Annotated in this window: 11 protein-coding genes and 1 pseudogene; 7 read left to right on the top strand and 5 right to left on the bottom strand. The window is 71.4% G+C overall.

Going from position 1 to position 13973, the window contains the following annotated elements:
* Positions 1 to 223: pseudogene (locus ADK54_RS45870) on the bottom strand (septum formation initiator family protein); the annotation flags it as partial.
* 391 nt (positions 224 to 614) lie between these two features.
* On the opposite strand from ADK54_RS45870, the gene ADK54_RS11320 reads away from it, so the two are divergent.
* From ADK54_RS11320 to ADK54_RS11310, 3 genes are all read left to right on the top strand, one after another.
* Positions 615 to 1571: an SCO0930 family lipoprotein gene (locus tag ADK54_RS11320; RefSeq protein WP_053725448.1), complete on the top strand. Its 957-nt coding sequence runs from the start codon at positions 615 to 617 to the stop codon at positions 1569 to 1571.
* A 256-nt stretch (positions 1572 to 1827) separates the two neighbouring features.
* A complete protein-coding gene (locus ADK54_RS11315; protein WP_053725447.1) occupies positions 1828 to 2640 on the top strand; it encodes an SAM-dependent methyltransferase in 813 nt (270 codons plus the stop codon).
* Positions 2637 to 4811: a putative bifunctional diguanylate cyclase/phosphodiesterase gene (locus ADK54_RS11310; RefSeq protein WP_053725446.1), complete on the top strand. Its 2175-nt coding sequence runs from the start codon at positions 2637 to 2639 to the stop codon at positions 4809 to 4811. The genes ADK54_RS11315 and ADK54_RS11310 overlap by 4 nt, the downstream gene beginning before the upstream one ends.
* 21 nt (positions 4812 to 4832) lie before the next feature.
* On the opposite strand, the gene ADK54_RS11305 is transcribed toward ADK54_RS11310, so the two are convergent.
* Positions 4833 to 5735: a LysR family transcriptional regulator gene (locus tag ADK54_RS11305; RefSeq protein WP_053725445.1), complete on the bottom strand. Its 903-nt coding sequence runs from the start codon at positions 5733 to 5735 to the stop codon at positions 4833 to 4835.
* An 84-nt stretch (positions 5736 to 5819) separates the two neighbouring features.
* Here ADK54_RS11305 and ADK54_RS11300 point away from each other — a divergent pair, with 84 nt between their 5' ends.
* Genes ADK54_RS11300 through ADK54_RS11290 form a run of 3 tightly spaced genes read left to right on the top strand, consistent with a single transcriptional unit; the run spans position 5820 to position 9227 of the window.
* Positions 5820 to 6524 carry a succinate dehydrogenase gene (locus ADK54_RS11300; RefSeq protein WP_078966303.1) on the top strand — a complete coding sequence of 235 codons (705 nt, stop codon included), beginning with the start codon at positions 5820 to 5822 and terminating at the stop codon, positions 6522 to 6524.
* A 1-nt stretch (position 6525) separates the two neighbouring features.
* Positions 6526 to 8475: a fumarate reductase/succinate dehydrogenase flavoprotein subunit gene (locus ADK54_RS11295; RefSeq protein ID WP_053725443.1), complete on the top strand. Its 1950-nt coding sequence runs from the start codon at positions 6526 to 6528 to the stop codon at positions 8473 to 8475.
* A complete protein-coding gene (locus ADK54_RS11290; protein ID WP_053725442.1) occupies positions 8472 to 9227 on the top strand; it encodes a succinate dehydrogenase/fumarate reductase iron-sulfur subunit in 756 nt (251 codons plus the stop codon). The genes ADK54_RS11295 and ADK54_RS11290 overlap by 4 nt, the downstream gene beginning before the upstream one ends.
* A gap of 63 nt (positions 9228 to 9290) precedes the next feature.
* Here the strand turns inward: ADK54_RS11290 and ADK54_RS11285 are convergent, their stop codons facing one another.
* A complete protein-coding gene (locus tag ADK54_RS11285) occupies positions 9291 to 9971 on the bottom strand; it encodes a hypothetical protein (protein WP_053725441.1) in 681 nt (226 codons plus the stop codon).
* 203 nt (positions 9972 to 10174) lie between these two features.
* A complete protein-coding gene (locus tag ADK54_RS11280; protein WP_053725440.1) occupies positions 10175 to 11197 on the bottom strand; it encodes a LysR family transcriptional regulator in 1023 nt (340 codons plus the stop codon).
* Between the two features lie 237 nt (positions 11198 to 11434).
* On the opposite strand from ADK54_RS11280, the gene ADK54_RS11275 reads away from it, so the two are divergent.
* Entirely contained in the window at positions 11435 to 12181 is a 747-nt protein-coding gene (locus ADK54_RS11275) for a hypothetical protein (protein ID WP_053725439.1), read from the top strand.
* 26 nt (positions 12182 to 12207) lie between these two features.
* Here ADK54_RS11275 and ADK54_RS11270 read toward each other — a convergent pair whose 3' ends face one another.
* Positions 12208 to 13956 (bottom strand): carbohydrate binding domain-containing protein, encoded by a 1749-nt coding sequence (locus tag ADK54_RS11270; RefSeq protein ID WP_053725438.1) that lies wholly within the window; start codon positions 13954 to 13956, stop codon positions 12208 to 12210.
* Between the last annotated feature and the right edge of the window lie 17 nt (positions 13957 to 13973).

Below are 13973 nucleotides of genomic sequence, written 5' to 3'. Positions count from 1 at the left end.
GGGCGGCGCGGGCGGCGCGGCCGGTAGGGGCGCCGTGGCGGGCTGGTGCGGCGCCGGAGGCGCGGGTGGCGGCGGAGCCGGATGCGGCGCCGGGCGGTGCGGCGGAGTGGGCCGGGGCGCGGGCTTCGCCGGTGGTGGTGGCGGCGCCGGCGCGTGCGACGGAGGGGTCGGTGGCACCCGGGTGGGCGTGGGCGTCGGGCTCGGCCGGGGCGGCCAGGGGCACCGGGCATGGCCTGCGTCCGCGACCGCCCAGGGCGAGCCGCTGCTGCCCTGCGTGACGGAGGCGTACGCACAGGCGTCGGCCTGCGCGGTCGGGGCCGGTACCGCGAGCAGCGCGGTGAAGGCCGTGGCGGCGAGCAGCCGCCCGGCTAGGTGTCGTCGGTGCACGGGGTGATCATCGATGCGCCGGGCCGTCGGGTCGGCGGGTGCCGAAGCGATTCGCCTGAAGGGGGGAGATCCCGGCGATTTGCGTTCGGCACGTTGACCGGCTGTTCGGGGCCGTTCGGAAAAATTCCTCGGCCCGCGTTGAACACACCCCCTCCCGCCGCCCGTACTTAGGGCCATCACCCGGCGCATCCGGCGCCGCAACAGCCTTACGGACAACGGGAGTTGACATGGTCACCTGGCGCAGCGCATCGCTCGCGGCAGCGGCGGCGGCAGTACTGGCAGTGACCGCGACGGGCTGCGGCCAGGACAAGAGCAGCGGCTACAGCAGCGGCAACGGCCAGCCGGTGGGCAACGCCAGTACGGCGCAGCAGCCCGCCGACAACGCCTACGGGTCGAGCGGTGGCTACGGGCAGGCGGGCGGCGCCGAATCGTCCGCCAAGCAGGCCGGGCAACTGGCGGTCAGCGACAGCAAGGAACTCGGCAAGGTCGTCACCGACAACGCGGGCTTCACGCTCTACCGCTTCGACAAGGACACCGCGAGTCCGCCCAAGTCGAATTGCGAGGGCGACTGCGCGAAGGCCTGGCCCGCGGTCCCCGCCGACGGCGTCACCGCGGCCGCCGGCACGGACCAGTCGGCGCTCGGCTCGGTGACCCGGGCCGACGGCACCAAGCAGCTCACCATCGGGGGCTGGCCGATGTACCGCTACGCCAAGGACACCAACCCCGGTGACACCAACGGGCAGAACGTGGGCGGCACTTGGCACGCCGCGGCCCCCGACGGCAAGAAGGCGGCGGCCGCGGCCCCGGCACCCGCCGCGGCGATGCCGGGCCTGTCCGTCCGCAAGGACGCCAAGCTCGGCGACGTCATCGTGGACGCGCGCGGCATGACCGTCTACCGGTTCAAGAAGGACTCGGCCTGGCCCATGAAGTCCGCCTGCACCGGCGCCTGTCTGGAGAAGTGGCCGGTGGTGGCGCCGGTCGACAAGACCAACACCAAGGGCATCGCCCTCAAGGGCTTCGTCACCTTCAACCGGCCCGACGGCGTGAAGCAGCAGTCGATCACCTGCTGGCCGGTCTACACGTTCTCCGGCGACACCAAGCCCGGCGACACCAATGGCCAGGGCGTGGGCGGCACGTGGTACGCCGTGTCCCCCGAGGGCAAGCTCATCGGCGCACCCAAGTAACCCAGGGCCCAACCCTGTCGGCCCGTCACCGCGTCCCCCGCGCGGCGACGGGCCGATGCTCGTGTCCAACCCTCGATACGATGGCGCGCGCTCCCGCTTCCGCACGTACGATCCGGCGCACATGCCCTGGGCGTGTGACCAATAACGGACGAGCATTTTCCGTTTTTACTCGCTCTCCCGGCGGACGATCAGTAGCCTCAGGCCCAAACAATGGTCATGGTCATGGCCGTCCTGCGGCGACTTGTTGGAGACATTGATGGAGCGTCCGGCCTGGGCCCCTCAGGGCATCGACATCTCGGTGCCGAGCGTGTCCCGCATCTACGACTACTACCTGGGCGGTTCGCACAATTTCGAGGTCGACCGGGAAGCGGCCCGCGAGGCCATGCGGTTCATGCCGGGGCTTCCCAAGATCATGCAGGCGAACCGGGCGTTCATGCGCCGCGCCGTGCGATTCGCGGTCTCCGAGGGCATCACGCAATTCCTGGACATCGGATCCGGAATCCCGACCTTCGGAAATGTCCACGAAGTCGCCCAGTCGGCAAGCCCCGAGGCCCGCGTCCTGTACGTCGACCACGACTCGGTGGCCGTCGCCCACAGCCGCGCCGTCCTGGAAGGCAACGAGCTGGCCGGCATAGCCGGGGCCGACCTGCGCAAGCCGCACGACATCCTGAACGCCCCCGAGACCGCCCAACTCCTCGACCTTTCCCGGCCGGTGGCGCTCCTGCTGGTCGCCGTGCTGCACTTCGTCGAGGACCAGGACGACCCGTACAAGGCGGTCGCCGAGCTGCGCGACGCGCTCGCCCCCGGCAGCCTCCTCGTCCTCACCCACGCCTCCTACGAAGGCATCCCGCTCAGCGAGGAAGAGGCCGGCGGCACCGTGGGCGTCTACCGCGACATCAAGAGCCCGCTCGTCATGCGCTCGCGCGAGGAGATCGCCGGATTCTTCGACGGGTACACGATGCTGGAGCCCGGGCTGGTCTCGATGCCGCTGTGGCGGCCGGAGATCGAGGCCGACCAGGAAGATCCGTACGCCTTCTCGGGCTTCGCCGGTGTGGGGCGCACAGCGTGAGCATCCCGCCCCAGGCGCAGGCTCCGGACCTGGCGCCGGACAGCCCCGAGGACCGGCTCAGACGGTTCGCGACGATCTGGAGCCGGGCCATCTTCCCGGTGACGGCGACCTCGCTGACCCGGCCCGAGTTCGAGCAGCACCTCGTGCCGCTCGCCCGCCGCCTCATCGACGCCCTGCACGGACGGCACTTCGACCCGTCGCCCGCCCAGGAGGTCGGCGCCGCCCTGGTCGCCGTGCACTGCACCGACCCGGACGCGCTGAGCCGCACCCTGGGCGTGGTCGAGTCCTACCTCGTCCTGTACTGCGGCGCGGGCGACGAGCTGCCCGCCGAAGAGGCGCGGGCCCGCTGCGCCCGGCTCCAGCACGCCCTCGCGGCCGGCTTCGCGGCGGCCCTGCGCGAACGCACCCGCTCCGAGCAGGAGGCCATCGCCCGCTCCGCGATGTCGGCGCGCAGCGCGGCCCTGGACGCCCTGCACGCCACCGAGACCCGGTTCCGGGCGGTCTTCGAGGGCGCCGCGGTCGGCATCGGCATCGCCGACCTCGAAGGCCGGGTCCTGGAGGTCAACGAGACCCTCACCCGGATGTTCGGCGGCATAGAGGGCCAGATCCGCAGCCGCAACGTCAGTGAGTGGGTGCACCCCGAGGACGCCCCGCAGGTCTGGAAGCTGTACGAGGAACTGGTGCGGGGCGACCGCGACCACTACCGGGTCGAGAAGCCCTACTACCGTGGCGACGGCACCGTCCTGTGGACCAACCTCACCGTCTCGCTGCTCCGCGACGCCGAGGGCCGGCCGCAGTACCAGCTCGCGCTCATGGAGGACACCACCGAGCGCCGGCTGCTCAACCTGCGGCTGCGCTACGAGGCCACCCACGACGCGCTCACCGGGCTGCCCAACCGCACCCTGTTCTTCGAGCGCCTGGAGAAGGCCCTCGCCCCGGGCGACGGCAAACGGTTCGGGCTCTGCTACCTCGACCTCGACGGGTTCAAGGCGGTCAACGACAGCCTCGGCCACTCGGCGGGCGACCGGCTCCTGGTGGAGGTCGCCGACCGGCTGCAGAGCTGCGCGACCGGGCCCGGCGAGATGGTGGCCCGGCTCGGCGGCGACGAGTTCGTGGCGCTCACCACCGGACCCGACAGCGAGTACGAGGCCGACGAACTCGCCTCGCGGATCCTGCACACCCTCGCAACCCCGATCCGCATCGAGGGCCGCGAGCTGACCGTGCGCGGCTCGATCGGCGTCGTCGAGGGCCCGGCGGGCGAGCGCAGCCCCGCCGAGGTGCTGCGAAGCGCCGACATCACGATGTACCGGGCCAAGTCGGCCGGCGGCAACCGCTTCGAGTTCGCCGACGCCGAGGCCGACGCCCGCGCGATCACCCGGCACGGCCTCACCAACGCGCTGCCCGCGGCCCTGGAGCGCGGCGAGTTCTTCATCGAGTACCAGCCCCTCGTGCACCTCGGCGACGGCAGTGTGCACGGCGCGGAGGCCCTGGTCCGCTGGTCGCACCCGCAGCACGGGGTGCTCGGGCCCGACCGGTTCATCCCGCTCGCCGAGCACACCGGCCTCATCGTGCCGCTGGGCCGCTGGGTGATGCAGGAGTCGGTACGCCAGGCCCGGGCCTGGCAGGAGGCCCACCCCGGCGCCACCGACGGCGGCCCGCTGCGCATCAACGTCAACCTGTCGCCGACCCAGCTCCACCACCCGGGCCTGGTCGCCGACACCGTCGAGATGCTGGAGCGCACCGGGCTCGCCCCGGGCGCGCTGTGCCTGGAGGTCACCGAGTCCGCGCTCATCGGCGCCGACGACGACCTCCTCAAGCCGCTGCGCCAGCTCGCCGAGATGGGCGTCGACATAGCCCTCGACGACTTCGGCACGGGCTACTCCAACCTGGCCAACCTGCGGCGGCTCCCGGTGAGCGTGCTCAAGCTGGACCGGTCCTTCACCCAGTCCATGCAGCAGCTGCCCGCCGACCCCGTCGACATCAAGATCGTCGAGGGCATCGTGTCGCTCGCACACAGCCTGTCCCTCGCGGTCACCGTGGAGGGCGTGGAGACGGGCGCCCAGGCCGAGCAGTTGAAGGAGCTCGGCTGCGACACGGCCCAGGGCTGGTACTACGCCAGGCCCGGGGCGCCGGACCGGATCCATTCCCTGGCGCTGATCGACGCCGTGTGACCCGGCACTGAGGGGGCGGGCCTAGACCGGCCCCCGCTGCCCCGTCCCGATGCTGAGCAGGACCCGCTGCAACTCCCGTGCCGCGCGCGGCGGGTCCACGTCGCTGCGGTGGGCCAGGGCGATCGTGCGGCGCAGGCCGGGGCGGGCCAGCGGGGTCACCCGCAGGTCCCCGGCCCGCGCCGCCACCATGCTCGGCACCACGGCCACCCCGAGCCCGGCCCGCACGAAGCCGAGCACCGCGTCCATCTCGCCGCCCTCCACCGTGAACGCCGGCTCGAAGCCCTCGGCGCGGCAGGCGGCCACCGTCAGCTCCCGCAGGTCGTAGCCGTGCCGGAACATCACCAGGGGCGCGTCGCGCAGGTCGGCGATGCGCACCGAGGAGCCCGAGCCGGGCGGCACCTCGGCGGGCGAGGACACGACGACCAGGTCCTCCTGGAGCAGCTCGATCGTGGTGAGGGCGGGGGAGGCGGCCGGGAGCGGCAGCACGATGAGCGCCAAGTCCAGTGCGCCGCGCGCCAGTTCACGTACGAGGTCGTGCGAGCCGCCCTCCTCGATGAGGAGCTGGATGCCGGGATGGCGGTCGTGGAAGGCGCGCAGCACGTCCGGCAGGAGCCCCGTGCACAGGCTCGGCGTCGCGCCCAGGCGCACCCGGCCGCGTCGCAGCTGGGCCAGCTCCTGGACCTCGATGCGGGCGGTGTCCGCGTCCGCCAGGATGCGCCGGGCCAGCGGAAGGAGCGCCTCGCCCGCGTCGGTGAGCGCGATGTTGCCCCGGGCCCGGCTGAACAGCTCGGCGCCCAGCTCGTTCTCCAGCGCCTTGATCTGCTGGGAGAGCGAGGGCTGCGAGACATGGACGCGCTCGGCGGCACGGGTGAAGTGCCGGGTCTCGGCGACGGCCACGAAGTAGAGGAGCTGCTGGAACTGCATGACTCCTACGATAGGCCATCCCTATGGAGATGAGCCGAACCATGTCTTGGACCTCTTGGGCCCTTCGCCTCTAGCGTCGATGACATGGCTCTGGCAACGCGGACGGACAAACGGCCGTCCATGACGCGCACACTCTGGGACTCGACCGTCGGCAAGAAGACGGTCATGGCCGTGAGCGGTCTCATCATGCTGCTCTACCTGGTCGTCCACATGATGGGCAACCTGAAGATCTTCTTCGGAGCCGGCCAGTTCGACTCCTACGCACATTGGCTGCGCACCATCGGCGAGCCCTTCCTGCACTACGAGTGGGCGCTGTGGATCATCCGCGTCGTCCTCGTGGCCGCCGTCATGGGGCACGCCGTCTCCGCGTACCAGCTCAGCCGCCGCGACATCAAAGCGCGGCCCAGCAAGTACGTACACAAGCGGGCCCGGGCCAGCTACGCGACCCGCACGATGCGCTGGGGCGGCATCATCCTCGCGCTGTTCATCGTCTGGCACGTCCTGGACCTGACGACCGGCACCGTGCACTCCGGCTTCCGGCCAGGACACCCCTACCAGAACGTCGTGGACACCTTCTCCACCTGGTACGGGAACGTCATTTACATCGTCGCGATGGCGGCACTGGCGCTGCACATCCAGCACGGATTCTGGAGCGCCGCACAGACCCTCGGCGTGGGCAACGCCACCCGGGACCGGGTGCTCAAGACGCTCGCCAACGTCCTCGCCCTGGTGCTGTTCGCGGGATTCGTCGCCGTACCCGTCGCCGTCATGACCAAAGTGGTGAGCTGACATGACCTCATACACCAACTACACCCTTGGCGCCCCGGTCGCCGACGGCCGCGCGCCCCAGGGGCCGATCGCCGAGCGGTGGGACACCCGCCGCTTCGAGGCCAAGCTGGTCAACCCGGCCAACCGCCGCAAGCACACCGTCATCGTGGTCGGGACGGGGCTCGCGGGCGGCTCGGCCGGCGCCACGCTCGCCGAACAGGGCTACCACGTCGTCCAGTTCTGCTTCCAGGACTCGCCGCGCCGCGCCCATTCGATCGCCGCGCAGGGCGGCATCAACGCCGCGAAGAACTACCGCAACGACGGCGACTCCATCCACCGGCTCTTCTACGACACCGTCAAGGGCGGCGACTTCCGCGCCCGCGAGTCCAACGTCCACCGGCTCGCCCAGATCTCCGTCGAGATCATCGACCAGTGCGTGGCCCAGGGCGTGCCCTTCGCCCGCGAGTACGGCGGACTGCTCGACACCCGCTCCTTCGGCGGCGTCCAGGTCTCGCGCACCTTCTACGCCCGGGGCCAGACAGGACAGCAACTCCTCCTCGGCGCCTACCAGGCGCTTTCGCGCCAAATCGCGGCCGGGAACGTGGAGTTGCACGCCCGCACCGAGATGCTCGACCTGATCGTGGTGGACGGAAAGGCGCGCGGCATCGTGGCCCGCGACCTCGTCACCGGGAAGGTCGACACGTACTTCGCGGACGCGGTGGTCCTCGCCAGCGGCGGCTACGGCAACGTCTTCTACCTCTCCACCAACGCCATGAACTCCAACGCCACGGCGATCTGGCGGGCGCACCGCCGTGGCGCGTACTTCGCCAACCCGTGCTTCACCCAGATTCACCCCACCTGCATCCCGCGTACCGGCGAGCACCAGTCCAAGCTCACGCTGATGAGTGAGTCGCTGCGCAACGACGGCCGCATCTGGGTGCCGAAGGCCAAGGGCGACACCCGTCCGGCGGCCGAGATCCCCGAGGACGAGCGCGACTACTACCTGGAGCGCATCTACCCCTCCTTCGGAAACCTGGTCCCGCGCGACATCGCCTCGCGCGCCGCCAAGAACGTCTGCGACGAGGGGCGCGGGGTCGGCCCCGGCGGGCAGGGCGTGTACCTCGACTTCGCCGACGCCATCGCTCGGATGGGCCGGGCGGCCGTCGAGGCGAAGTACGGCAACCTCTTCGACATGTACGCGCGGATCACCGCCGAGGACCCGTACGAGACGCCGATGCGGATCTACCCCGCCGTGCACTACACGATGGGCGGCCTCTGGGTCGACTACGACCTCCAGACCACCGTGCCGGGCCTGTTCGCGATCGGCGAGGCCAACTTCTCCGACCACGGCGCCAATCGCCTCGGCGCCTCCGCCCTGATGCAGGGCCTCGCCGACGGTTACTTCGTCCTGCCCGCCACCATCAACGACTACCTCGCCCGCAACCCGCACCAGGAGCCCGTCACCGAAGCGCACCCGGCGGTCGCCGAAGCCGTCGCCGAGACCGAGGACCGCATCAACCTGCTCCTGTCGGTGAACGGCGACCGCACCCCCGACTCCTTCCACCGCGAGATCGGCGAACTCATGTGGGAGTACTGCGGGATGGCCCGCACCGAGGCGGGCCTGCGCAAGGCGCTCGACCGGATCCCGCAGATCCGCGAGGAGTTCTGGCGCCGCATCAAGGTGCCGGGCAGCGGCGAGGAGTTCAACCAGTCCCTGGAGAAGGCCAACCGCGTCGTCGACTACCTGGAGCTCGCCGAGCTCATGTGCCTCGACGCCCTGCACCGCGCCGAGTCCTGCGGCGGCCACTTCCGCGAGGAGTCCCAGACCCCGGACGGCGAGGCCGAACGCCGCGACGGGGAATTCTCGTACGCGGCGGCCTGGGAGTTCAGCGCCACCGGCGACGCCCCCGTCCTGCACAAGGAAGACCTCGTCTTCGAGTACGTCCACCCCACTCAGCGGAGCTACGCATGAAGCTCACCCTGCGCGTCTGGCGCCAGAAGAACGCCAACTCGCCCGGCGCCATGGCCACTTACGATGTCGACGGCATCTCGACGGACATGTCGTTCCTCGAAATGCTCGACACGCTCAACGAGGAGCTCATCCTCAAGGGCGAAGAGCCGGTCGCCTTCGACCACGACTGCCGCGAGGGCATCTGCGGCGCCTGCTCGCTCGTCATCAACGGCGACGCCCACGGCCCCGAGCGCACCACCACTTGCCAGCTCCACATGCGGTCGTTCAACGACGGCGACACCATCGACGTCGAGCCGTGGCGCGCCTCCGCCTTCCCGGTGGTCAAGGACCTGGTGGTGGACCGCTCGGCGTTCGACCGGATCATCCAGGCCGGCGGCTACATCAGCGTCCCGACCGGCGCCGCCCCCGAGGCACACGCCACCCCGGTGCCCAAGCCGGACGCCGACTTCGCCTTCGAGCACGCCGAGTGCATCGGCTGCGGCGCCTGCGTGGCGGCCTGCCCCAACGGCTCGGCGATGCTGTTCACTTCAGCCAAGATCAACCACCTGAACGTGCTGCCGCAGGGCGCTCCCGAACGCGAGACGCGCGTCCTGGACATGGTCGGGCAGATGGACGACGAGGGCTTCGGTGGCTGCACCCTGACCGGCGAGTGCGCGACGGCCTGCCCCAAGGGCATCCCGCTGCCGTCGATCGCGGCCATGAACAAGGAGTGGCTGCGGGCGACGAGGAAGGCGAAGAAGGTGGGCCGCTGACGCACCCCGCACGGAGAACGCGCCCCCGATGATCTGGGGGCGCGTCCCAACTCCCTTTCCCTGTCAGCCAGTTACGGTGATCTGCTGCGTCGAATCGGTCGTGTCGCTGACGTTGTACGTGGCCGAGAAGGTGGCTGCCTGGTTGCCCGTCGGGCACAGGAAGCCACCGGTCACCGTGGCGGCCACGGGTGCCTCGGAGATGGTCAGCGAGGAGGGCGCTCCGTTCGTCCAGGCGCCGGAGACGGTGGTGGGGCCGTCGGGTGACGCGGTGATCGTGCAGGCGGCCAGGCCGCTGGTCTTGAGGACGAAGCCACCCGTGGGCATGGTCAGACCGGCCGCGACGGGCGTGCCGTTCTGGGCCGAGATGCTCCACGATCCGTTGTCGGCGTTGCTGCTCGCGGTGACGCTCACCCCGCCGATGCTGGTCGAACACCCGCTGAACGTGGGCGGGTTGATGGGTGCGGAGACCGCGCCCGCGTCGTTGTGGTTGCCGGGCGCGGCCGGGACCTGGTTGTTGGCGCCCGTGGTGGGGACGGAGGCCGAGACCGTGCAGGTCATGGTGGTGGACCCGGCCTTGAAGGTGGCCTGACCGGTCAGCTGGGCCACGAAGGAGTGGCCGGCCGGTGAAACAGTGGTCGGCCCGGCGTCCGACAGGGCGCTGGCGCCCGTCGTGCCGCCGAGCACCAGGGTGGCAGCGGCGGCCGGAGCGAGCAGGATGAGCGCGCGTGAGGTGCGTATTGCCATGGGGGGACTCCTCGGTCGAACGGATTCGATGAGTGGGGGTGCGAGGAGGAACTCAGGTGACTTGAGAGTAGGCCTGGGTTGCAGGGGCGGAAAGGAGCCTCCTGGCCAGAAAGTTGACGAAGTTTCAGGTTGCTGGCGGGCATCGTCGTGCTACAGATCGTCAGCAAGGGGCCGTCGAGTGTTCGGTGACTCGATCCGGCCCGTCAGCGGCTTCGCGGCGTACCGGGTGCGGGGAGGGCGGCGGCGCGCGAGGATCGGGGCATCTCGGTGGGGTCGTGCAGTGGGCGGACGACGATGTCGCCCTTCGCCCGCCCCGTGCCGGTTGCGGCCTCGGCGTGGTCGCGGGCCGCCTGCTTCAGAGTGTCGGCAACCACCCGCGCCGCCGCGGCACCGGCACCGGGCCCCGTGCGGCAGAGCGTGCGGGTGATCTGGCTGCCGGTCACGGGAAGCGTGGTCACGGTCACCTGGTCCAGCTGGGCCGCGAGATACGCGGGCAGGATCGCGGCGCCCACCTGCCCCGCGAGGAGCGCCTGGACGGCGAGCATGTGATCGGCCAGGTGCTCGACGGACGGCACGACCCCGTGGGAGCTCGCGAAGCGGGCGAAGGCGCGGCCCCGTGCGGAGTGGGCGGGGGCGCAGATCCAGGGCCGGCCGGACAGCTCGGCGGGCGCCGACGGCGTCTCCCAGGCGGCCGGGACGACCACCCGGTAGTGGTCCTCGCTCAGCACCTGGGCCCGCACCGAAGGCGGCAGCGGTGCGGCGGTGTCGCGGTCGTCCGTGATGACGAGGACGTCCAACTCGCCGAGCCGCAGCCGCCGCAGACCGTCCGTGAGACCGGCCTCCACGAACCTCGGCTCGACCCGGGGATGCGAGGACGCGAGCAGTCGCAGCGCCCGGACGGCCAGGCGGGCCAGCACCCACGACGTGGCCCCGATCGCCACCGGCCCCTGAACCACGTCCTGATGCACGGAGCTCAACTGCTCTGCCGCCGCTGCGAGTTCCTCGCCGATACGGTCTCCGGTGGCGGCGAGCAACCGGCCTGCCGCGGTGAGCTCAAGCCGTGGACCCGACCTGTCGACCAGCGGCAGCCCCACTTCCCTTTCCAGGCTCGCCAGTTGCTGCGACACGGCCGAGCGCGTATGCCCGAGCAGCCGTGCGGCCGGAGCGAGGCCGCCGCTCCGCGCTATCGAGCTCAGCACCAGCAGGCGCCGGGGGTCGAGATCCATGCGTGTCGCCCTCCTACGGGTCGGCGGGATCGGTGCCCCGGACTGTACCCAGGTGCCGACAGTTGTCCTGTCGGGCAGGGGCAAGCGGCGCTGCGCGACGGGGGTGCCCGGTGGGCGTGCGGCTGCCAGACTCGGCGGCACCCCGAGGGCCTCGGCCCGCACTCGCCCTGGCGCAGCCATGCCCAGGCGCGGCTGCGCCCGAAGCCCGGTCGTGTCCCGTCCACAAGGAGGCCGCACATGGTCCGTTCCGTCTCCCGGCCGCCGGGCGTCCCGTCCGTACCGCGTCCCGGCCGGTCCGCTCTCGCACCGCTTCTCCTCTGCGCGGTGTTGGGAGTGCCCCTGGCGTCGGGCTGCGGTCCTGCCTCCGGCTCGGCCAAACCTCCTGGCGGGCCGGCCGTCGCAAGCGGTGCGCCGTCCGTCCCGGGCACGGACGGGGGCGGTGCCACCACGCAGGGCGGCACCCGGTGGGCGCTGACCGCACCGCAGGTGGCGGCCGGCCATCCCCAGGGGCAGCCGCCCGCCGACATGGTGCAGCGGTTCGACGCCGACATGCGGCGGAACGCCGGGCGCCTCTCCGTCTCCGGCGCGCCCGTGCGGGCCTACTACGACGATCGTGCGGACGGCGCCTGGATCTTCTACACCGGCGTCACCGGCAGCGGGTTCGACCCCGACCACCTCCACGATGCCCTCAACCAGCTCCCGGCCGCCCACGACGACGGCGCCGGTGATCACGTGACCACCAGCGCCATCGATGCCGAGCCGGGCCCGCACGGCGGCCGGGCGATCTGCGACACCGTCCTGGTCCAGTCCGGGGTGCTCACCACCGCGGTCTCCACGTGCTCGTGGTTCACCGCGACCACCGCCGCAGGCGTCACCGTCATCCCCAAGACCGACGGCACCGGCACCAGGCTAGGCTACACGGCCGCCGACGTCGCGCCGATCATGCGGGCGGTCCGCGCCGAGGTGGAGACGCCACGGAGATAACTCCCGGCGGGCGCGCGAGTGACCGCCTAGCCGACGGAGAGGTCGTCCCCGTACACCGCGCCCTGCCCGTACCAGCCGTGCAGGTAGACGGTGACGGTGCCCGAGGCGCCCGTCGTGAACGGCACCGTCAGCTTCGACCAGCCGGTGGAGCTGGTCCAGGTGCTGCCCGTGGCGCCGCCGCGCACACCGAGGTAGGCGTAGCTGCCCTGCACCCAACCGCCCAGCGTGTACTTGGTGTTGGGGGTCAGCGTGAGCGTCTGCGCGCACTCGCCGGTCTGCGCGGAGGTGGGCGCGGTCTTCAGCGCGTACGAGCCTCCGTGCACCGGGCTCGACACCACACCGGCGCCGCTGTCGCAGGTCCACGGGGCGAGGGAGCCGCTTTCGAAGCCGCCGTTGACCAGGGCGCCGGGGTTGCCGCCGGAGCCCGTCACGGTGAGCGTGAAGGTCGTCGAGTGGGCGAGCGAGCCGGCGGTGCCCGTGATGGTGATCGGGTACGTTCCGGGCGCGGCCGAGGCCGAAGCGCCGACCGTGAGCTGGGCCGGGGCGCCCGCGGTGACGGAGGTCGGGCTGAGCGTGGCCGTCACTCCGGCGGGGGCGCCGGTGGCGGTGAGCGCGAGGGTCTTGGCGCTGCCGGAGGTCACCGCCGTACTCACCGTGGCGGTGGTGGAGCCGCCGGGAGCCACCGAGGCCGAGCCGGGCGCGACGGCCACCGAGAAGTCGTCCTGCACCGGCCCGCCGCCCCCGGTGAACGGCTCGAAGGTGTGGCTGAAGTACCACGGGTCCTGAGCGATGCCGGAGCAGGTGTCCTGCCCGCCCGTGCCGGGGCAGCCGCCGTTGTCGCGCTGGAGGGCCCAGAACGAGAGGGTGTTGATGCCCTTGGAGGTGGCCCAGTCGTAGACGGCGGTCGCGTCCGCGGTGGTGAACGTCTCGGCCGGGCCGTAGTCGTCGATGCCCGGCATCTCGGTGACGCCGACCATGCCCCACAGCTGGGCGGACGACTTGCCCGGGTAGAGGGAGGCCAGTTGGTTGTAGAGGCCGGTGGCGGCGGTCTGGGTGTCGTTGGCCATGTTGTGCGTGGCGCCGTCGTAGTAGTCGAAGGTCATGATGTTCACGACGTCGACCTTCGCGCCGTACTGCACCGCGCTGTTGAGGACCGAGAGCCCGCTGTCGGCGAGTCCGCCCGTGGTGGTGGGCAGGGTGTACGAGAACTGCACCGAGCGCCCGCCCGCGGCCGCCCAGTCCTGCACCTTCTTGATCGCCTGGTTGCGGCGGTCGATGCCCGCCTTGTTGGTGAGCGAGTTGTCCTCGATGTCCATGTCGAGCCGGGAGAGGTCGTAGGTGGTGATGACCTTCTCGTACGCGGCCGCGATCGAGTCCACATTGGTGCAGCTGTCGGCGATCTCGGTGCCGCCGTTGTCGGCCGCGTACCCGCCGAACGACGGGATGACGTCGCCGCCGCGCGAGCGGATGGTGGAGATGTCGGCGCCGAACACGGAAGACGAGATCGGCTGGCTCGTCGAGCCGTTCCAGTACGGGGTGCACGAGCCCTTCGCGTCGGCCTGCACGAACGCCATCGTGAGGTACTTGGCACCCGACTTCTGCGCCAGATCGGCGGGGCTGTCGGAGGAGTACGCCTCGAAGTACGGCGCGAAGACGTGGGCGGGGAGCGGGGTGGCGGCGTGCGCGGCGCCGCCGGCCCCGACGACGAGGCCGGCGGAAGCGGCGACGGTGCTGAGCGTGGCGAGCAGGGCGCGGACGGATCTCGGACGTCTCATCGGGGCTCTCCGACGGG

Source organism: Streptomyces sp. WM6378 (assembly GCF_001279695.1).
Classification (GTDB): Bacteria; Actinomycetota; Actinomycetes; order Streptomycetales; family Streptomycetaceae; genus Streptomyces.
Note: the sequence above shows the minus strand (reverse complement) of the source record. Positions and strands in the feature narration are given on the sequence as shown.